Genomic DNA, 19,115 nt, shown 5'->3' with positions numbered 1-19,115 from the left:
ACTTGGTGATCGCCGCCGTCAGCGACGTCTTGCCATGGTCGACGTGACCAATCGTGCCAATGTTCACATGAGGCTTAGTGCGCTCGAATTTACCTTTTGCCATGTGATCTCTCCATTCCTGCCAGCCCGTGCGGGCCTTGAATTAAGTTACTGATGCAACTCGTTTCGAGTTACGCGTATTTCTTCTGGACTTCCTGGGCGACCGCGGTCGGGACCGGCTCGTAGTGGTCGAACTGCATCGTGTAGGCCGCGCGGCCCTGGCTCATCGAGCGAAGGTTGTCCACGTATTTGAACATGTTGGCGAGCGGCACCATCGCGTTGATGACCACAGCCACGCCACGGGCTTCCTGGCCCTGGATCTGGCCGCGACGGCCGTTCAGGTCGCCGATAACGCTGCCGACGTAATCTTCCGGCGTCACCACTTCGACCTTCATGATCGGCTCGAGCAACTGCACGCCAAGCTTGGGCGCTGCTTCACGGAAGCAGGCGCGGCCGGCGATTTCGAAGGCCAGAACCGACGAGTCCACGTCGTGGTAGGCGCCATCGATCAGCGTCGCCTTGACGCCGATCATCGGGAAGCCGGCGAACGGGCCCGAGGTCATGACGCTGTTGATGCCCTTTTCGACACCGGGGATGTATTCCTTCGGCACAGCGCCGCCGACGATCTTGGTTTCGAACTCGAATTCGCTGCTTTCCGGATTCGGCTCGAACAGTATCTTGACGCGGGCGAACTGGCCGGTACCGCCGGTCTGCTTCTTGTGCGTGTAGTCCTGCTCGTGCTTGCGGGTGATCGTCTCGCGGTAGGCCACCTGCGGCGCGCCGACATTGGCCTCGACCTTGAACTCGCGGCGCATGCGGTCGACGATGATGTCGAGGTGAAGCTCGCCCATGCCGGAAATGATCGTCTGGCCCGATTCCTCGTCGGTCTTGACGCGGAAGGACGGATCCTCGGCGGCCAGGCGGTGAAGGGCGAGACCCATCTTTTCCTGGTCGTTCTTGGTCTTCGGCTCGATGGCGATCTGGATGACCGGATCGGGGAATTCCATGCGCTCGAGGATGACCGGATGCAGCGGATCACTGAGCGTGTCGCCGGTGGTGGTGTCCTTGAGACCAGCGAGGGCGACGATGTCGCCGGCAAACGCCTCTTCGACGTCGGCGCGCGAATTCGCATGCATCTGCAGCATGCGGCCGATGCGCTCTTTCTTGCCCTTCACGGTGTTGTCGACCGAGATGCCCTTGGTGAGCTTGCCCGAATAGATGCGGGCAAAGGTGAGCGAACCGACGAACGGGTCGTTCATGATCTTGAAGGCGAGCATCGACAGCGGCTCGCTGTCGTCGGCATGACGCTCGATCTCGGCGTCGGTCTTGGCGTCGACGCCCTTGATGGCCGGGACATCGGCCGGCGACGGCAGATATTCCACGACGGCGTCGAGCAGCGGCTGCACGCCCTTGTTCTTGAAGGCCGAGCCGCAGAACATCGGATAGAACTTCACCGCGATCGTGCCCTTGCGGATGAGCGCACGGATCTCGTCGTTGCTCGGCATCTTGCCTTCGAGGTAATTCTCGAGCGCCGTTTCGTCCATTTCGACGGCGGCCTCGATCATCTTCTCGCGGTATTCTTCGGCACGAGCCTTGAGGTCGGCAGGGATCTCGACGATGTCCCAGGCAGCGCCCAGCGTCTCGTCGCGCCAGACCAGCGCGTTCATCTCGACGAGGTCGACGACACCCTTGAACTCGGTCTCGGCGCCGATCGGCAGCTGCATGACGACGGCATGCGCACCTAGGCGCGAACCGATCATCTCGACCGAGCGGTAAAAGTCGGCGCCGATCTTGTCCATCTTGTTGCAGAAGATCATGCGCGGCACGCGGTACTTGTCAGCCTGACGCCAGACGGTTTCCGTCTGCGGCTCGACACCGGCATTGGCGTCGAGCAGCGCGATGGCGCCGTCAAGCACGCGCAGCGAACGCTCGACCTCAATGGTGAAGTCGACGTGGCCGGGGGTGTCGATGATGTTGAAGCGGTGCATCTTGCCGTCGCGACCCTTCCAGAAGGTCGTGGTCGCGGCGGACGTGATGGTAATGCCGCGCTCCTGCTCCTGCTCCATCCAATCCATGGTGGCAGCGCCGTCGTGGACTTCCCCGATCTTGTGCGACTTGCCCGTGTAATAGAGGACGCGCTCGGTGGTCGTCGTCTTGCCGGCGTCGATATGCGCCATGATACCGAAATTGCGGTAGTCTTCGATTTTATATTCGCGGGCCATGGGAGGTGCCTCTTCAGTCTCGTTCGCGCTTTACCAGCGGTAGTGCGCGAAAGCGCGGTTGGCTTCTGCCATCTTGTGGGTGTCTTCACGCTTCTTGACGGCGGTGCCGCGGTTGTTGGCCGCGTCCATCAGCTCGCCGGAGAGGCGGTCGACCATAGTGGTCTCGTTGCGGTTGCGGGCGGCGGCAATCAGCCAGCGGATGGCCAATGCCTGACGGCGCTCGGGGCGCACGTCGACCGGAACCTGGTAGGTGGCGCCGCCGACGCGGCGCGAACGCACTTCCACATGCGGCGCGACATTGTCGAGCGCCTGATGGAAGACGGTGACCGGCTCCTGCTTGGTCTTGGACTGAACCTGGTCGAGCGCGCCGTAGACGATGGTCTCGGCAACCGACTTCTTGCCGTCATACATGACGGCGTTCATGAACTTGGTGACGATCAGATCGCCGAACTTGGGGTCCGGATTGATCTCACGCTTTTCTGCACTGTGACGACGGGACATTTTTTCTCTGCCTCAATTCTACGCGGTGGCCTGGATCCCGGATCGTCGCTTGACGCCGCCCGGAACGACCTTGGCTACGCTTCGGTCACTTCGGACGCTTGGCGCCGTATTTCGAACGGCGCTGCTTGCGGTTCTTCACGCCTTGCGTGTCGAGCACGCCGCGGATGATGTGGTAACGGACGCCCGGAAGATCCTTGACGCGGCCGCCGCGGATCATCACCACCGAGTGTTCCTGAAGGTTGTGGCCTTCGCCGGGGATGTACCCGATCACTTCAAAACCATTGGTCAGGCGGATCTTGGCCACCTTGCGCAGCGCCGAGTTCGGCTTCTTCGGCGTCGTGGTGTAGACGCGCGTGCAGACGCCCCGCTTCTGCGGGTTCTGCTGCATGGCCGGGACCTTGTTGCGCTTCACCGGCGCAATGCGCGGCTTGCGGATCAGCTGGTTGACGGTAGGCATTAAACCCTCTTGTCTCTCAATTCCGTGTCTCGCCCGGTCAGGGCCGCTCAAAGCGTCATTTCCATACGCAAATTCGGGCCACAAACCGCGCCTCGCGGTCTTGCCCGAACAAATGGCAGAGGAAGCGGAAGCCGCTTCATGCACGCCGGAAATGTCTTTTCGCTCGTAAAACGAACCCTGTTTGAGGCAAACTCCAAAGCGTGTCGCTTCGGAAGCAAGAGCCTCACATCGGTTCTGACTGGGCGGCTTCTACTCGTATGGCCACTGTCCGTCAACCCCGGAGCGGCAAATATTGCGCTGAACCCGAGGCGTGGCAGCCATGCGAAAAGCGCATGTAATTTTCTTGCGCCGTTTTTCAAGAGGATGCCAGAAAGTGACCGGCTTGCGGCTGTTTCCAGGCCGTGCTTCGTGCGAAAAGGCGGCATGAGCAGCCCAAACCCCCTCGCCCGGAGGTACGAACCCGTGAATGACAATGAGGAGCGCCCGGTCACCATTATTACCGGCCGGGTGTGGAAGCGCAAAGGCGGCAAGCCGGAAGGCGTGCATGTGATGCTGGTCGCGCCGGACGACGATTCGGCGGTGCGCCGCGCTCTCGAATCGCTTGCCGCCGAAGGTTATGCCGAGGCAGAGCTCGATCAGATCGGCGACATGGACGGCGTGCCGGACGAGGAGCCGCATCTGTCCGCCTATCAGGGCGCGCTCGAAGGCGAAGTGTCGATCGTGACGTTCGATGTGCCGATCTGAAGAGATCTGAATCGCGGTCGATCTCACGGGCCGGCGACAAAGCCCGGCGACTTGCCCGGCACAAGTTCTCTGCTAAGAAGCGACCTCTGGCAAAACCAAGCACACTCAACCTGCGGAGTTCCCATGTCCTCTAATCCCATCAAGCTCGGCATCGTCGGCGTGGGAAAGATCGTCCGCGACCAGCACCTGCCGGCCTTGGCGAAGGACCAGGATTATCGCCTGGTCGCCGCAGCGAGCCGCCACGGCAAAGTCGAAGACATCCCGAATTTCCCGACGATCGAGGCGATGCTCGACTCGGTGCCGGAGCTCGAGGCGGTGTCGCTGTGCATGCCGCCGCAGTTTCGTTACGACGCCGCGCGCTTGGCGCTGGCGGCGAAAAAGCATGTCTTCCTGGAAAAGCCGCCCGGCGCCACGCTCAGCGAGGTCGAAGACCTGAAGGCGCTGGCGGCAGCGAACGGCGTCTGCCTGTTCGCCAGTTGGCATTCACGCTATGCGCCGGCTGTCGAAGCAGCGCGCACATTCCTCAGCTCGACTACGATCAGGTCGGCCGCCATCAACTGGAAGGAAGACGTGCGCCGCTGGCATCCGAACCAGGAGTGGATCTGGGCTCCCGGCGGCTTTGGCGTCTTCGATCCCGGCATCAACGCGCTGTCGATCGCCACCCACATCCTGCCGCCGATGTTCATCAGCTCGGCAGAACTCGATTTCCCTGAAAACCGCGCGGCCCCGATCGCCGCCCATATCGCCTTCCGCACTTCGAACGGTCTGCCGGTGACGATGGAACTCGACTGGCGTCAGACCGGCCCGCAAAGCTGGGACATTCTGGCCGATACCGAGGCCGGATCGATGGTGCTTTCTGGCGGCGGCTCAAAGCTCGCCATCGATGGCCGCGTCGTTCACGAGGAGCCGGAAGCCGAATACCCGATGCTCTACAAGCGCTTTGCCGAGATCGTGCGCGCCGGCACCTCCGACGTCGATCTCGCGCCCCTGCAGCACGTCGCCGACGCCTTCATGCTGGGCAAGCGCAATGTGGTGGAAGCTTTTTTCGACTGACGAGTGGGCGCCGGCCGGATCGCAGGTCTGGTCGGCGCACCGCACAAAATCAATTGACGATCGCTATTGCAAAGCCGTCATAGCCCTTGGCGCCAACAGTCTGGATCGCGGTGCCTTCCAGACGTTTGTCGCTGCCGATGAACGAGAACGCCGCGCGTGCCCCTTCGACATTGGCGTCGCGACCATCTTCATTCACCACCGCGCCGTCACGGATGACATTGTCGCAGACGATGACGGTCCCCGGCCTCGAAAGACGCATGGCCCAGGACAGATAGTGCGGGTTGTTCGGCTTGTCGGCGTCGATGAAGATAAAATCGAACGGCCCGGCATTCTCGGCGCCTAAGGCCGCAAGCGATTGAAGCGCCGGTCCGACCCGCAGTTCTACCTGGTCAGACACCCCTGCCCGTTCAAAGTTCGACCGCGCGACACTGGCGTGGTGCGGATCAAGCTCGAGCGTCACGACCTTGCCGTCCATCGGCAATGCTCGCGCCATCCAGATTGTTGAGTAGCCGCCCAATGTGCCGATTTCGAGTACCTTCTTTGCTCCCTGCATTCGCGCAAGAAGTGAGAGCAGCTTGCCTTGTGCCGGGGAAACGTCGATAGGCGGCAGGCCCTGATCATGGTTGGCCGCCAGAACGGCATCAAGAGCGGGATCCGCCTCGAAAAGAGCTTCGACAATGTAGTCGTCGACAGAAGCCCAGATCTTCCTGCTCATCGTTTCTTCTCCGATCCGATTGAGGAACCAAAATGCGAAAAGGGGCCACTTAGGCCCCTTTTCTATCTTCTCTTGCTTGCGCGCTTACTGCGCCGCGTTAACCATGTCGGTCAGCATCGGCTCGGCGACCTCGACGCCGGACGCCTTGCGGCGCTCGTCGATGATCAACTCGTCGCGCGAGGTGGCGATGCGCCGGATCTGGCTCATCGTACCGCCGGTACCGGCCGGGATCAGCCGGCCGACGATGACGTTTTCCTTCAGCCCCTGCAGCATGTCGGTCTTGCCGGCAACCGCAGCTTCGGTCAGCACCCTCGTCGTCTCCTGGAAGGAAGCGGCGGAGATGAAGGACGGCGTCTGCAGCGAGGCCTTGGTGATGCCAAGCAGCACCGGCTGGCCTTCGGCCGGCTTCTTGCCTTCCTCGACCAGGCGCTCATTGACCTCTTCCAGCTCGATCACGTCGACGTGGTCGCCCGGAATGTAGGTCGAATCGCCCTGCGTGGTGATCTCGACCTTCTGCAGCATCTGGCGAACGATCACCTCGATGTGCTTGTCGTTGATCGACACGCCCTGCAGGCGGTAGACCTCCTGGATCTCGTTGACGAGGTAGGAGGCAAGCGCCTCCACGCCCTTGATCGCCAGGATGTCGTGCGGCGCCGGATTACCGTCGAGGATGTAGTCGCCCTTCTCGATGACGTCGCCGTCCTGGAGATGGAACGGCTTGCCCTTCGGGATCAGGTATTCGACCGGCTCAAGCGTCGAGTCATGCGGCTCGATGATGATGCGGCGCTTGTTCTTGTAGTCGCGGCCGAAGCGGATCGTGCCATCGATCTCGGCGATGATGGCGTGATCCTTCGGACGGCGTGCCTCGAACAGTTCGGCCACACGCGGCAGACCACCGGTGATGTCCTTGGTCTTGGCGCTTTCCATCGGGATACGCGCCAGCACGTCGCCGGGGCGAACCTGTGCGCCCGGCTCGACCGAAAGAATGGCCTCGACCGAGAGCAGGAAGCGGGCGTCGCCGCCCTTCGACAGCTTGCCGACCTTGCCCTTGGCATCCTGGACGACGATCGCCGGCTTGAGGTCGTTGCCGCGTGGCGTCGAACGCCAGTCGATGACCTCGCGCTTGGTGATGCCGGTCGATTCGTCGGCGGTTTCCTGGACGGAAATGCCATCGACCAGATCCTCGAATGCCACCCTGCCCTCGATTTCGGTGAGGATCGGGCGGGTATAAGGATCCCACTCGGCGATACGCTGGCCGCGCTTCACCTTGTCGCCATCGTCGACGAAGATGCGCGAACCGTAGGTGACGCGGTGCGTGGCGCGTTCCTTGCCGGCTTCGTCGAGGATCAGCACCGCCATGTTGCGGCCCATGACCATCAGCTGGCCGTCGGAGTTGCGCACCACGTTGCGGTTGCGGATCTCGACCTTGCCCTCGTAGGAGGCTTCAAGGAACGAGGAATCCACCACCTGCGCCGTGCCGCCCATGTGGAAGGTACGCATGGTGAGCTGAGTGCCCGGCTCGCCGATCGACTGCGCCGCGATGACCCCGACAGCCTCGCCCTGGTTGACGGGCGTGCCGCGGGCCAGATCGCGTCCGTAGCAGACCGCGCAGACGCCGACCCTGACCTCGCAGGTCAGCGCCGAACGGATGCGAACCGACTGCACGCCGGCCTTTTCGATCAGTTCCACGTCACGCTCGTCCATCAGCGTTCCGGCCTTGACCAGAACCTCGCCGGTGACCGGGTGGGTGATGTCGTCGAGCGAGGTGCGGCCGAGAACGCGCTGACCAACCGAAGCGACGACCTGACCGGCATCGACGATCGGCTGCATGGTGAGGCCCTTGTCGGTGCCGCAGTCGAGCGAATTGACGATGCAGTCCTGCGCCACGTCGACAAGACGACGCGTCAGGTAACCCGAGTTCGCCGTCTTCAAGGCGGTGTCGGCCAGCCCCTTGCGGGCGCCGTGGGTCGAGTTGAAGTACTCGAGCACGGTGAGGCCTTCCTTGAAGTTCGAGATGATCGGCGTCTCGATGATTTCACCGCTAGGCTTGGCCATCAGGCCGCGCATGCCGGCGAGCTGGCGCATCTGGGTGGGCGAGCCGCGCGCACCGGAGTGCGACATCATGTAGATCGAGTTCATCGGCTTCTGACGGCCGTTGTCCTCGAACTCGACCGCCTTGATGCGGGCCATCATTTCGTCGGCGACCTTTTCCGAGCACTTGGCCCAGGCGTCGACGACCTTGTTGTACTTCTCGCCCTGGGTGATCAGGCCGTCATTGTACTGCTGCTCGTATTCCTTGGCCAAAGCCTCGGTGTCGGAGACCAGCTTGATCTTGGCGTCCGGGATCAGCATGTCGTCCTTGCCGAACGAAATGCCGGCACGGCAGGCGTGGCTGAAGCCGAGAGCCATGATGCGATCGCAGAAAATGACCGTCTCCTTCTGACCGCAATGGCGGTAGACGGTGTCGATCATCTTGGAGATGTTCTTCTTGGTCATCTCCTGGTTGGCGGTCTCGTAGGGCACGTTGTGATTCTTCGGCAGCAGCTCGCCGATGATCATGCGGCCAGGCGTGGTGTCGTAGATCTTCGACACGACCTTGCCGTCGGCGTCGACCGTGCGGAAGCGCCCCTTGATCTTGGCATGCAGCGTCACCGCCTTGGTCTCGAGCGCGTGCTGGAGTTCGCCCATGTCGGCAAACACCATGCCCTCGCCCGGCTCGTTCTGGTTGACGATCGAGAGATAGTAGAGACCGAGAACCATGTCCTGCGACGGCACGATGATCGGCGCACCGGAAGCCGGGTGCAGGATGTTGTTGGTCGACATCATCAGCACGCGGGCTTCGAGCTGCGCTTCCAGCGACAGCGGCACGTGGACCGCCATCTGGTCGCCGTCGAAGTCGGCGTTGAAGGCCGTGCAGACCAGCGGGTGAAGCTGGATCGCCTTGCCTTCGATCAGGATCGGCTCGAACGCCTGGATACCGAGGCGGTGCAGCGTCGGTGCGCGGTTCAAAAGCACCGGATGCTCGCGGATGACCTCGTCGAGGATATCCCAGACCTCCGGACGCTCCTTCTCGACCAGCTTCTTCGCCTGCTTGACGGTCGAGGAGTAACCCTTGGCGTCGAGACGGGCGTAGATGAAGGGCTTGAACAGCTCGAGCGCCATCTTCTTCGGCAGGCCGCACTGGTGCAGCTTGAGCTCCGGACCGGTGACGATGACCGAGCGGCCGGAATAGTCGACGCGCTTGCCGAGCAGGTTCTGGCGGAACCGGCCCTGCTTGCCCTTCAGCATGTCGGACAGCGACTTCAGCGGACGCTTGTTGGCGCCGGTGATGACGCGGCCACGGCGGCCATTGTCGAACAGCGCATCGACGGCTTCCTGCAGCATGCGCTTTTCATTGCGCACGATGATGCCGGGCGCGCGCAGCTCGATCAGCCGCTTCAAGCGGTTGTTGCGGTTGATGACGCGGCGATAGAGGTCGTTCAGATCCGACGTGGCGAAACGGCCACCGTCCAGCGGGACAAGCGGACGCAGGTCCGGCGGGATCACCGGAACCACCTTCATGATCATCCATTCCGGACGGTTGCCGGACTCCATGAAGTTCTCGACGACCTTGAGCCGCTTCAGGTACTTCTTCTGCTTGAGCTCGGAGGTGGTCGAAGCCAGTTCCGAGCGCAGATCGCCGGCGATCTTCTCGAGGTCCATGCCGGCCAGCAGGTCGTGGATCGCCTCGGCGCCGATCATGGCGGTGAACGAATCCTCGCCATACTCGTCGACGGCCATCATGTACTCTTCCTCGCTGAGCAGCTGGTGCTCCTTCAGCGCGGTGAGGCCGGGTTCGGTAACGATGTAGTTCTCGAAGTAGAGGACCCGCTCGATGTCCTTCAGCGTCATGTCGAGCAGCGTGCCGATGCGCGACGGCAGCGACTTCAGGAACCAGATGTGGGCGACCGGTGCCGCCAGCTCGATATGGCCCATGCGCTCGCGGCGGACGCGCGACAGCGTCACTTCGACGCCGCACTTCTCGCAGATGACGCCCTTGTATTTCATGCGCTTGTACTTGCCGCACAGGCACTCATAGTCCTTGATCGGGCCAAAAATGCGCGCGCAGAACAGGCCGTCACGCTCCGGCTTGAAGGTGCGGTAGTTGATGGTCTCCGGCTTCTTGATCTCGCCGAACGACCAGGACAGAATCTTCTCAGGGCTGGCAAGCGAGATCCGGATGGAATCGAACACCTGCGCAGGCGCCTGGGGATTGAAGAGATTCATGACCTCTTGGTTCATGCCGTTCTCCTTTTCGGGGTCCTCGAAAACCCCTTGCATCTAGCGCGGGCCAAACGCCCGCCGACTTGATCGGCCATCGGCCGAGAATTTGGTGCGTCCGGTCGCGGGAAGACCGCGGCCGGACGTCTTGCTTACTCGGCCGCGTCGGGCAGCCGGATCGGGTTGTCGTCGAGCTTGGTGTTCTCCAGCTCGACATTGAGGCCGAGAGACCGCATTTCCTTGACGAGAACGTTGAAGCTCTCGGGAATGCCGGCCTCGAATGTGTCGTCGCCTCTGACGATCGCCTCGTAGACCTTGGTGCGGCCGGCGACGTCATCCGACTTCACCGTCAGCATCTCCTGCAGCGTGTAGGCGGCGCCGTATGCTTCGAGCGCCCAGACCTCCATCTCGCCGAAGCGCTGGCCACCGAACTGCGCCTTGCCGCCCAGCGGCTGCTGGGTAACGAGCGAGTACGGCCCGATCGAACGCGCGTGGATCTTGTCGTCCACAAGGTGGTGAAGCTTGAGCATATATATATAGCCCATCGTCACTTTGCGATCGAACGGCTCGCCGGTGCGCCCGTCATAGAGCTGCGACTGACCGCTGGTGTGCAGGCCCGCCTGCTCCAGCATGATGTTGATGTCGGCCTCGTGCGCGCCGTCGAACACCGGTGTCGCGATGGAGACGCCGCGGCGCATCTGCTCGCTGAGGCGAACGATGCTCTCGTCGTCATATTCGCGGACCGGCTCGTTGCGGTCGTTGGAAGGCATGAAGCTCTCGAGCGTCTTGCGCAGCGGCTTGATGTCGCCCGCCGTCTTGTACGCGTCGATCAGATCGCCGATCTTCCTGCCCATTCCGGCGCAAGCCCAGCCCAGATGCGTTTCCAGGATCTGGCCGACATTCATGCGGCTCGGCACACCCAGCGGGTTGAGCACGATGTCGGCATGCGTGCCGTCCTCGAGGAAAGGCATATCCTCGACCGGAACGATCCGCGACACGACACCCTTGTTGCCGTGCCGGCCGGCCATCTTGTCGCCGGGCTGCATCTTGCGCTTCACGGCCACGAAGACCTTGACCATCTTCATGACGCCCGGAGGCATTTCGTCGCCGCGCTGCACCTTCTCGACCTTGTCCATGAAGCGCTGCTCGAGCGCCTTCTTGGAATCGTCGTACTGGCCACGCAGGGCTTCCAGTTCGCTCTGGAGCTTTTCGTTCTCCACGGCAAACTGCCACCACTGCGAACGCGGATACTCGTCGAGCGTGTCCTTCGACAGCTTCGAGCCCTTCTTGAAGCCCTTCGGCCCGGCAATCGCTTCCTTGCCGACGAGAACGTCGGAAAGACGCGAATAGACGTTGCGGTCGAGGATCGCCTGCTCGTCGTCGCGGTCCTTGGCGAGGCGTTCGATCTCCTCGCGCTCGATCGCCATGGCGCGCTCGTCCTTCTCGACGCCGTGGCGGTTGAAGACACGCACTTCGACGACGGTGCCGAAGGTTCCCGGAGGCATGCGCATCGAGGTGTCGCGCACGTCCGAGGCCTTTTCACCGAAGATGGCGCGCAGCAGCTTTTCTTCCGGCGTCATCGGGCTTTCGCCCTTCGGCGTGATCTTGCCGACCAGGATGTCGCCCGGCTGCACTTCCGCACCGATGTAGACGATGCCGGCCTCATCGAGGTTCTTCAGCGCTTCTTCCGAGACGTTGGGAATGTCGCGCGTGATCTCCTCCGGCCCCAGCTTGGTGTCGCGGGCCATGACTTCGAACTCCTCGATGTGGATCGAGGTGAAGACGTCGTCGGCGACGATGCGCTCGGACAGGAGGATGGAATCCTCGTAGTTGTAGCCGTTCCACGGCATGAACGCGACCAGCACGTTACGGCCGAGGGCCAGATCGCCGAGCTCGGTCGACGGGCCGTCGGCGATGATGTCGCCCTTGTTGACCCGGTCGCCCATGCGCACCAGCGGACGCTGGTTGATGCAGGTGTTCTGGTTCGAACGCTGGAACTTCATCAGCCGGTAGATGTCGACGCCGGACTTGCCGGGATCGAGATCTTCCGTGGCGCGGATGACGATACGCGTCGCGTCCACCTGGTCGACGATGCCGCCGCGGCGGGCGCCGATGGCGGCGCCCGAGTCACGGGCGACGATCGGCTCCATGCCGGTGCCGACGAACGGCGCTTCGGCGCGCACCAGCGGCACGGCCTGACGCTGCATGTTCGAGCCCATCAGCGCACGGTTGGCGTCATCGTTCTCGAGGAACGGGATCAGGGCCGCGGCCACCGACACCATCTGCTTCGGCGACACATCCATCAGATCAACGTTTTCGCGCGGCGCCATCATCACTTCGCCGGCGTTGCGGCAAATGACGAATTCGTCGACGAAATGACCATTCTTGTCGAGCTCGGCATTGGCCTGCGCGACGTGGTGCTTGGCCTCTTCCATAGCCGAGAGGTAAACGACCTCATTGGTCAGCTTGCCGTTGACGATCTTGCGGTACGGGCTCTCGATGAAGCCGTATTTGTTGACGCGCGCGAAGGTCGCAAGCGAGTTGATCAGGCCGATGTTCGGGCCTTCCGGCGTCTCGATCGGGCAGATGCGGCCGTAATGCGTCGGGTGCACGTCGCGCACTTCGAAACCGGCACGCTCGCGGGTCAGACCGCCCGGTCCAAGCGCCGAAAGACGGCGCTTGTGGGTGATCTCCGAAAGCGGGTTGGTCTGATCCATAAACTGCGACAGCTGCGAGGAACCGAAGAACTCGCGCACGGCGGCAGCCGCCGGCTTGGCGTTGATCAGGTCCTGCGGCATCACCGTGTCGATCTCGATCGAGGACATGCGTTCCTTGATCGCGCGCTCCATGCGCAGCAGGCCGACGCGGTACTGGTTCTCCATCAGCTCGCCGACCGAGCGCACACGGCGGTTGCCGAGATTGTCGATGTCGTCGATCTCGCCCTTGCCGTCGCGCAGTTCGACCAGCGTCTTGACCACGGCCAGGATGTCGTCCTTGCGCAGCACGCGCACGGTATCCTCGGCCTTGAGCTCGAGGCGCATGTTCATCTTGACGCGGCCAACGGCCGACAGATCATAGCGCTCGCTGTCGAAGAACAGCGAGTTGAACATGGCTTCAGCGGTTTCCAGCGTCGGCGGCTCGCCGGGGCGCATGACGCGGTAGATGTCGAACAGCGCGTCCTGGCGGCTCTCGTTCTTGTCGACGTTGAGCGTGTTGCGGATATAGGCGCCGACGTTGACGTGGTCGATGTCGAGGACCTTGATCTCATCGTCACCGGTGCCAAGCAGCACTTTCAGCGTCTTTTCGTCGATCTCGTCACCGGCTTCGAGGAAGATCTCGCCGGTCGCGTAGTTGACAATATCCTCGGCAAGGTAGTTGCCGAGCAGATCCTCGTCGGTCGCCTTGATCGCCTTGAGACCCTTTTCGCCAAGCGCCCTGGCCTGGCGGGCGGTGATCTTCTTGCCGGCCTCGACGACGACCTCGCCGGTGTCGGCGTCGACCAGGTCACCAACGGCCTTGAGGCCGCGGAAACGCTCGACGTTGAACGGGATGCGCCAATGGTCGCCGGCGCGCTTGTAGGTGATCTTGTTGTAGAAGGTCGACAGGATCTCTTCGCCGTCCATGCCGAGCGCCATCAGCAGCGACGTCACCGGAATCTTGCGGCGGCGGTCGATGCGGGCGTGGACGACGTCCTTGCTATCGAACTCGATGTCGAGCCACGAGCCGCGATAGGGAATGACGCGCGCGGCAAACAGAAGCTTGCCGGACGAGTGCGACTTGCCCTTGTCATGGTCGAAGAAGACGCCCGGCGAACGGTGCATCTGCGAGACGATGACGCGCTCGGTACCATTGACGATGAAGGTGCCGTTCAAGGTCATGAGCGGCATGTCGCCCATGTAGACGTCCTGCTCCTTGATGTCCTTGATCGACTTCGCGCCGGTATCCTCGTCGATATCGAATACGATGAGGCGCAGCGTCACCTTGAGCGGCGCCGCATAGGTCAGGTCGCGCTGACGGCATTCGTCAACGTCGAATTTCGGTCCCTCGAACTCATACTTCACGAATTCCAGCATCGAGGAGCCGGAAAAATCGGAAATCGGGAAGACCGACTTGAAAACTGCCTGCAGTCCCTCGTCAGGACGCCCACCCTTGGGCTCCTCCACCATCAGGAACTGGTCATAGGATGCCTTCTGAACCTCGATCAGGTTCGGCATCTCCGCAACTTCCGGGATCTTTCCGAAAAACTTGCGTACGCGTCTGCGGCCATTGAAAGTCTGGGTCTGGGCCATCGTCGCTCCTTAGCTCAATTCTCGGGACGAGCCTCGCCGCGGCTCGCCTTGCATCTCGGGCCACCTTGGCGGCCCTGTCTTGTTGCCCGCCGCCAATTGGCGGCGGGCCAGAAACGGGAGAAAACCCGTTTCCTGAAGGCCGGTTTGCGGCCCTCAGGAAAGAGGTTTTCGCACTCTTCGCGTTACGCAGCCTCCCTTCGACGCGAAAGGAGTGGCGGGCGGCGCGCCGCCGTCCGCCGGGACTCAACGCTTACTTCAGTTCGACCTTGGCGCCGGCTGCTTCCAGCTGGGCCTTGAACTTGTCCGCGTCGGCCTTGGAAACGGCTTCCTTGACCGGCTTCGGAGCCGCCTCGACCAGGTCCTTGGCTTCCTTGAGGCCAAGACCGGTGATGGCGCGAACTTCCTTGATGACGTTGATCTTCTGAGCGCCTGCCTCGGTGAGGACGACGTCGAATTCCGTCTTTTCCTCGACCGGAGCAGCAGCGGCCGCAGCGCCGCCGGCAGCGGCAACCGCCACCGGAGCAGCGGCGGAAACGCCCCACTTTTCTTCAAGAAGCTTCGACAGCTCGGCCGCCTCGAGGACGGTCAGCTTCGAAAGGTCGTCTACGATCTTTGCCAGATCAGCCATTGCAATGTTCCTTCATAAGGTTCGAACGTGTGTTTGTGATAGCGAGGAACGGCCTCATGCCGCCTCGTCCTTCCGGGCGTAAGCGCCGATGACGCGCGCGACCGAGGCCGCAGGCGCATTGACGATCTGGGCGATCCGGGTTGCCGGCGTGGCGATCATGCCAACCAGCCTGGCGCGCAGCTCATCGAGCGACGGAAGTGTGGCGAGTGCCTTTACACCGTCGGCATTGAGCGAGGTGGTGCCCATTGCGCCGCCGAGAATGACGAGCTTGTCATTTCCCTTGGCGAAATCGGACGCGACCTTCGGCGCCGCAATCGGATCCTCCGAATAGGCGATCAGCGTCTGTCCCTTGAACAGCTCGATGATCGATGCGGAGTCCGTGCCCTGAAGAGCGATTTTGGCGAGACGGTTCTTCGCGACTTTGACGGTGCCACCGGCGGCGCGCATTTTCGACCGAAGGTCGTTCATTTGCGCGACGGTGATACCGGCGTAGTGGGCCACGACGACTGAACCAGCGCTTGAAAACGCATCATTCAGGCCCGTGACGAGTTCGCGTTTTTCCGCTCTGTCCACTGCCTATCTCCAGTTGACCCCTGCCCTCTACGAAGGACAGGCGTCGGGTTGCCTTTTGCCGGCCGGGCCATCCAGTAACGGATCTCCCGAACGACGTTCGAGGATCCTGCCCCCTTTCGCCACAGCTGCCGGCAAGCCGGACGGTGCGCAGACAAAAGGCAAACACGGTTCGAACCTTTCATTGGAGCTTGTGGCTCCTTTGTCCGGTCTTCACCCGTCTCATGCAGGCCCACATGAATTAAGGCCCACATCACCTAAGGCTTGGGGGCCGCCTGCAATCTCGGACAGGATGTCCGGAAGCCTTTCGACTTCCGGTACCGGGCCGCCGACAGGTCGGAGGCCCGGAATTCTTTCACGGATCAGCGTTTTAGCGGCCGATCCAATTGTTTCGTATCAGGACGCTGCGAGCGTCGAGACGTCGAGCTTGAGGCCCGGGCCCATCGTCGAGGTGACCGACACCTTCTTGACGTAGTTGCCCTTGGCACCAGCCGGCTTTGCCCTGGTCACCGCATCAGCGAAGGCGCGGACGTTTTCTTCCAGCGCCTTGACGTCGAACGAGACCTTGCCGACGCCGGCGTGAACGATGCCGGCCTTCTCGACGCGGAACTCGACGGCGCCGCCCTTCGATGCCTTGACGGCGGCGGTAACGTCGGTGGTTACGGTGCCGACCTTCGGGTTCGGCATCATGCCGCGCGGACCGAGCACCTTGCCGAGACGGCCGACCAGCGGCATCATGTCCGGCGTGGCGATGCAGCGGTCGAAGTCGATCGTGCCCTTCTGGACGATGTCGACCAGATCCTCGGCTCCGACGATGTCGGCGCCGGCGGCCTTGGCCTCCTCGGCCTTGTCGCCACGCGCGAAGACGGCGACGCGAACGCTGCGGCCGGTGCCGTTCGGCAGATTGACCACGCCGCGGACCATCTGGTCGGCATGGCGCGGGTCGACGCCGAGGTTCATCGCGACTTCGATCGTCTCGTCGAACTTCACCGAGGAGCGATCCTTGAGCAGCTTCAGCGCCTCACCCAAAGCATAAGCCTTGTTGGGATCGATGCCTTCGCGGGTCTTCGATACACGCTTTGCAATCTTTGCCATGATCTCAGCCCACCACTTCCAGACCCATCGAGCGGGCGGAGCCCTCGACCATGCGCATGGCCGCCTCGACGTCGTTTGCGTTCAGATCCTTCATCTTCTGCTCGGCGATGGCGCGCACCTTGTCGCGGCCGATCGTGCCGGCCTTGACCTTGCCCGGCTCCTTCGAGCCCGACTTCAGGTTCGCAGCCTTCTTCAGGAAGTAGCTCACCGGCGGCGTCTTCATGACGAAGGTGAACGACTTGTCCTGGTAGTAGGTGATGACGACCGGAACCGGCGAGCCCTTTTCCATTTCCTGGGTCTGCGCGTTGAACGCCTTGCAGAACTCCATGATGTTGATGCCACGCTGACCAAGCGCCGGGCCGATCGGGGGCGACGGCGTGGCCGATCCCGCGGAAACCTGGAGCTTGAGCTGGCCTGCAATTTTCTTAGCCATCTCTCTTCCTGCCTTTTCTCATGCCGGTCTTGCCGGCGGTTGCAGTCTGGTGGTGCGGTCCGTGCGGCCGGCTAAAGCCGCATTCGCCTCCCACCCGTTTTTGGCCGCGCGATCTCCGCGCCGCCTTCCCTGCCGCCGAAACCGGTGCAGGGATTTCGGATCAGCCCTTCTCGACCTGTCCGAATTCCAGATCGACCGGCACAGCGCGCCCGAAGATCGAAACTTCCACCTTGAGCCGCGCCCGCTCTTCGTCCACTTCCTGGACGAAACCGTTGAACGACGCGAATGGTCCATCCGAAACGCGGATCGCTTCGCCGATCTCGAACGTCACCGACGGCTTCGGCCGCTCGACGCCTTCCTGAACCTGGTTCAGGATACGCTGGGCCTCGGCTTCGGTGATCGGCACCGGCTTGGAGTCGCCCAGGAAACCGGTGACCTTCGGCGTGTTCTTGACGAGCGAGAACACGGCATCGGTCAGATTGGCTTTCAGCAGCACATAGCCCGGAAAGAACTTGCGCTCGGCATCGACCTTGCGGCCGCGGCGGATCTCGACGACCTTCTCGGTCGGCACCACGATCTGCTCGATGTCGGCGGACAGGCCCTTCTGCTTGGCCTTGTTCTCAATGTCCTCGGCGACCTTCTTTTCAAAGTTCGAGTAGGCGTGGACGATGTACCACCGCGCGGTCATTTCAAGACTTCTCCGTAATCGCCGGACTTACTGTCCGAGGCCGAGGATTTTTTCGACCGCAAAGCCCATGGCCACGTCTGCGGTAAAGAAAAAGATCATCGCGATGACCGCGAACACAAGGACCATCACCGTCGAGATCATCGTTTCGCGCCGCGACGGCCAAGTGACCTTGGCGGTCTCCGCGCGAACCTGCTGGAGAAAGGTGAAGGGATTTGTGGTTTTCGAAGCCATATGCCGCTCTGTCTGCAAGACCCGTTGGCCGGGCCTCCTGGATGATCCCGCTGGCCGGGACGTGCCGCTTGAGCGTGCGTTCGCGCCGAATCAGCGCAATCATTTCGCCCATGCAAATCAGACGCGTAAAGCCGGCTTCCCAGCTCCACGCGTCGCGTGTCTGTCTCGTCTACATAAAACCGATTCTTGATCCACGCAAGTGGCAAGTGTCCGCTTTATGGCCAAACGCCGCCTCGGAACCATCCAGTCGTCCCGTCCCGGCTATGCGGCCCTTATGCCGCAACTTATGCCATATGGCAAGTCACAAGCCGATTTTCAAAGGCCGCACTGCAAAAGAATCGTTTTTAGGTATCCATTCGAAGAATGGCACGGGCAGCAGGGCTCGAACCTACGACCTGCGGTTTTGGAGACCGAATAGCCTATCTACATCCCGTTGTTTACACAGCAGTATTTGGCATTTTTTCTGCGACTGTGCAAGGATTTGTGTAACAGAATCTGGCCTTTTGCCGTCCGTATCACGGTATCTAAGAAGTCGCATAACGACGAGAGGCGTACGCTGGATGCATCTACCGCTTGGAGACGAGCGCCGGAACCCGAAAGTTTGTAGGCGCGCGCCAACCCGCTACTGGACCACTGGAATGATGGCGACGCTATAATCGCCGCCCATCTTGTCGGAGCTACCGCTGATGACCAGAGCCCCGCTCGCCTGGTCGAACATGTAGGTCTGGAACTTTACGCTAAAATCGAGATGGAACTTTGCGCTCGAAAGACGTTTGCAATCGTTCAAGTGAACTGCGCCATCGGATTGTCCCGCGGTCGTTTCTAACCATGCCTTGCCCCCATCCACCGTGGTATTGCCTTTGCAACGATAGGTTATCTGGGCTGCGAACTGGTTGGTTTGTGGCCACGTTTCACCAAAGGGTTCGGTGTCTCTCCACCGGGATGTGAAATCCCAAATAGCCTCAAAATTCTCATGCTCTGAACCGGACATGCTTTCCACCCCCTGCAATTGGGGCATTGGTCAGCCCTTGCCCGAATCGTGGTACCCTACCATGGAGAAATCCAGCTAGACCTTCCAAACTGCCATTTTGACACCCGTTGCCAGAACTGCCAGTTCACGGTAGCGTACACGATATGTTCCGCAGGAAGTGTGTCCAATGAAATCTCCCGTTCGCCAGGTCGGAAGACCA

16 protein-coding genes and 1 tRNA gene are annotated in these 19,115 nt (G+C 61.8%); 2 read left to right on the top strand and 15 right to left on the bottom strand.

The annotated features are described in order from the left end of the window. The 4 genes from NKI29_RS29715 to rpsL form a co-directional block, all read right to left on the bottom strand. The coding region (locus NKI29_RS29715; RefSeq protein WP_245464554.1) for a GTP-binding protein at window positions 1-103 on the bottom strand (103 nt) is incomplete at its 3' end. A gap of 67 nt (window positions 104-170) precedes the next feature. Beyond that, window positions 171-2,261, bottom strand: coding sequence for an elongation factor G (gene fusA / locus NKI29_RS29710; protein ID WP_352726219.1), 2,091 nt, complete (start codon window positions 2,259-2,261; stop codon window positions 171-173). Window positions 2,262-2,291: 30 nt separating this feature from the next. Further along, a complete protein-coding gene (rpsG, locus tag NKI29_RS29705) occupies window positions 2,292-2,762 on the bottom strand; it encodes a 30S ribosomal protein S7 (RefSeq protein ID WP_008875664.1) in 471 nt (156 codons plus the stop codon). Window positions 2,763-2,847: 85 nt separating this feature from the next. Continuing rightward, complete coding sequence (gene rpsL / locus NKI29_RS29700) at window positions 2,848-3,219, bottom strand: 30S ribosomal protein S12 (RefSeq protein WP_006333356.1); 372 nt, start codon at window positions 3,217-3,219, stop codon at window positions 2,848-2,850. Between the two features lie 462 nt (window positions 3,220-3,681). Here rpsL and NKI29_RS29695 point away from each other — a divergent pair, with 462 nt between their 5' ends. Together NKI29_RS29695 and NKI29_RS29690 are read left to right on the top strand one after the other, a co-directional pair. Next, window positions 3,682-3,963 (top strand): transcriptional regulator, encoded by a 282-nt coding sequence (locus NKI29_RS29695; RefSeq protein ID WP_023680447.1) that lies wholly within the window; start codon window positions 3,682-3,684, stop codon window positions 3,961-3,963. Between the two features lie 123 nt (window positions 3,964-4,086). Further along, window positions 4,087-5,016, top strand: coding sequence for a Gfo/Idh/MocA family protein (locus tag NKI29_RS29690; RefSeq protein ID WP_352798273.1), 930 nt, complete (start codon window positions 4,087-4,089; stop codon window positions 5,014-5,016). 49 nt (window positions 5,017-5,065) lie between these two features. On the opposite strand, the gene NKI29_RS29685 is transcribed toward NKI29_RS29690, so the two are convergent. The 11 genes from NKI29_RS29685 to NKI29_RS29635 all read right to left on the bottom strand — a co-directional run bounded on the left by NKI29_RS29685 (window position 5,066) and on the right by NKI29_RS29635 (window position 18,916). Continuing rightward, complete coding sequence (locus NKI29_RS29685; protein ID WP_352572478.1) at window positions 5,066-5,731, bottom strand: O-methyltransferase; 666 nt, start codon at window positions 5,729-5,731, stop codon at window positions 5,066-5,068. Between the two features lie 84 nt (window positions 5,732-5,815). Beyond that, window positions 5,816-10,012 (bottom strand): DNA-directed RNA polymerase subunit beta', encoded by a 4,197-nt coding sequence (gene rpoC, locus NKI29_RS29680; protein ID WP_023680444.1) that lies wholly within the window; start codon window positions 10,010-10,012, stop codon window positions 5,816-5,818. A 131-nt stretch (window positions 10,013-10,143) separates the two neighbouring features. Next, entirely contained in the window at window positions 10,144-14,280 is a 4,137-nt protein-coding gene (gene rpoB / locus NKI29_RS29675; protein ID WP_023680443.1) for a DNA-directed RNA polymerase subunit beta, read from the bottom strand. A 250-nt stretch (window positions 14,281-14,530) separates the two neighbouring features. Then, window positions 14,531-14,908, bottom strand: a complete 378-nt coding sequence (rplL, locus tag NKI29_RS29670; protein ID WP_023680442.1) for a 50S ribosomal protein L7/L12 — start codon at window positions 14,906-14,908, stop codon at window positions 14,531-14,533. A 54-nt stretch (window positions 14,909-14,962) separates the two neighbouring features. After that, a complete protein-coding gene (gene rplJ, locus NKI29_RS29665; RefSeq protein ID WP_008875657.1) occupies window positions 14,963-15,481 on the bottom strand; it encodes a 50S ribosomal protein L10 in 519 nt (172 codons plus the stop codon). Window positions 15,482-15,874: 393 nt separating this feature from the next. Next, window positions 15,875-16,573, bottom strand: a complete 699-nt coding sequence (gene rplA / locus NKI29_RS29660) for a 50S ribosomal protein L1 (protein WP_023680441.1) — start codon at window positions 16,571-16,573, stop codon at window positions 15,875-15,877. 4 nt (window positions 16,574-16,577) lie between these two features. After that, entirely contained in the window at window positions 16,578-17,006 is a 429-nt protein-coding gene (rplK, locus tag NKI29_RS29655) for a 50S ribosomal protein L11 (protein WP_023680440.1), read from the bottom strand. Window positions 17,007-17,166: 160 nt separating this feature from the next. Next, on the bottom strand, window positions 17,167-17,694 hold the full coding sequence (gene nusG, locus NKI29_RS29650) for a transcription termination/antitermination protein NusG (protein ID WP_006333333.1): 528 nt from the start codon (window positions 17,692-17,694) through the stop codon (window positions 17,167-17,169). A gap of 27 nt (window positions 17,695-17,721) precedes the next feature. Beyond that, window positions 17,722-17,925 carry a preprotein translocase subunit SecE gene (secE, locus tag NKI29_RS29645; RefSeq protein WP_023680439.1) on the bottom strand — a complete coding sequence of 68 codons (204 nt, stop codon included), beginning with the start codon at window positions 17,923-17,925 and terminating at the stop codon, window positions 17,722-17,724. Window positions 17,926-18,289: 364 nt separating this feature from the next. Further along, window positions 18,290-18,359 (bottom strand) — tRNA-OTHER (locus NKI29_RS29640). Between the two features lie 188 nt (window positions 18,360-18,547). Continuing rightward, the gene (locus tag NKI29_RS29635) at window positions 18,548-18,916 is read right to left on the bottom strand and encodes a hypothetical protein (RefSeq protein WP_352691943.1); all 369 of its coding nucleotides are present in this window, start codon (window positions 18,914-18,916) and stop codon (window positions 18,548-18,550) included. Window positions 18,917-19,115: the final 199 nt, after the last annotated feature.

Source organism: Mesorhizobium sp. M0678, from assembly GCF_040320505.1.
In the GTDB taxonomy this organism is placed as follows: domain Bacteria; phylum Pseudomonadota; class Alphaproteobacteria; order Rhizobiales; family Rhizobiaceae; genus Mesorhizobium.
The sequence above is the reverse complement of the archived record's forward strand: the minus strand, read 5'-3'. Positions and strand labels throughout refer to the sequence as shown.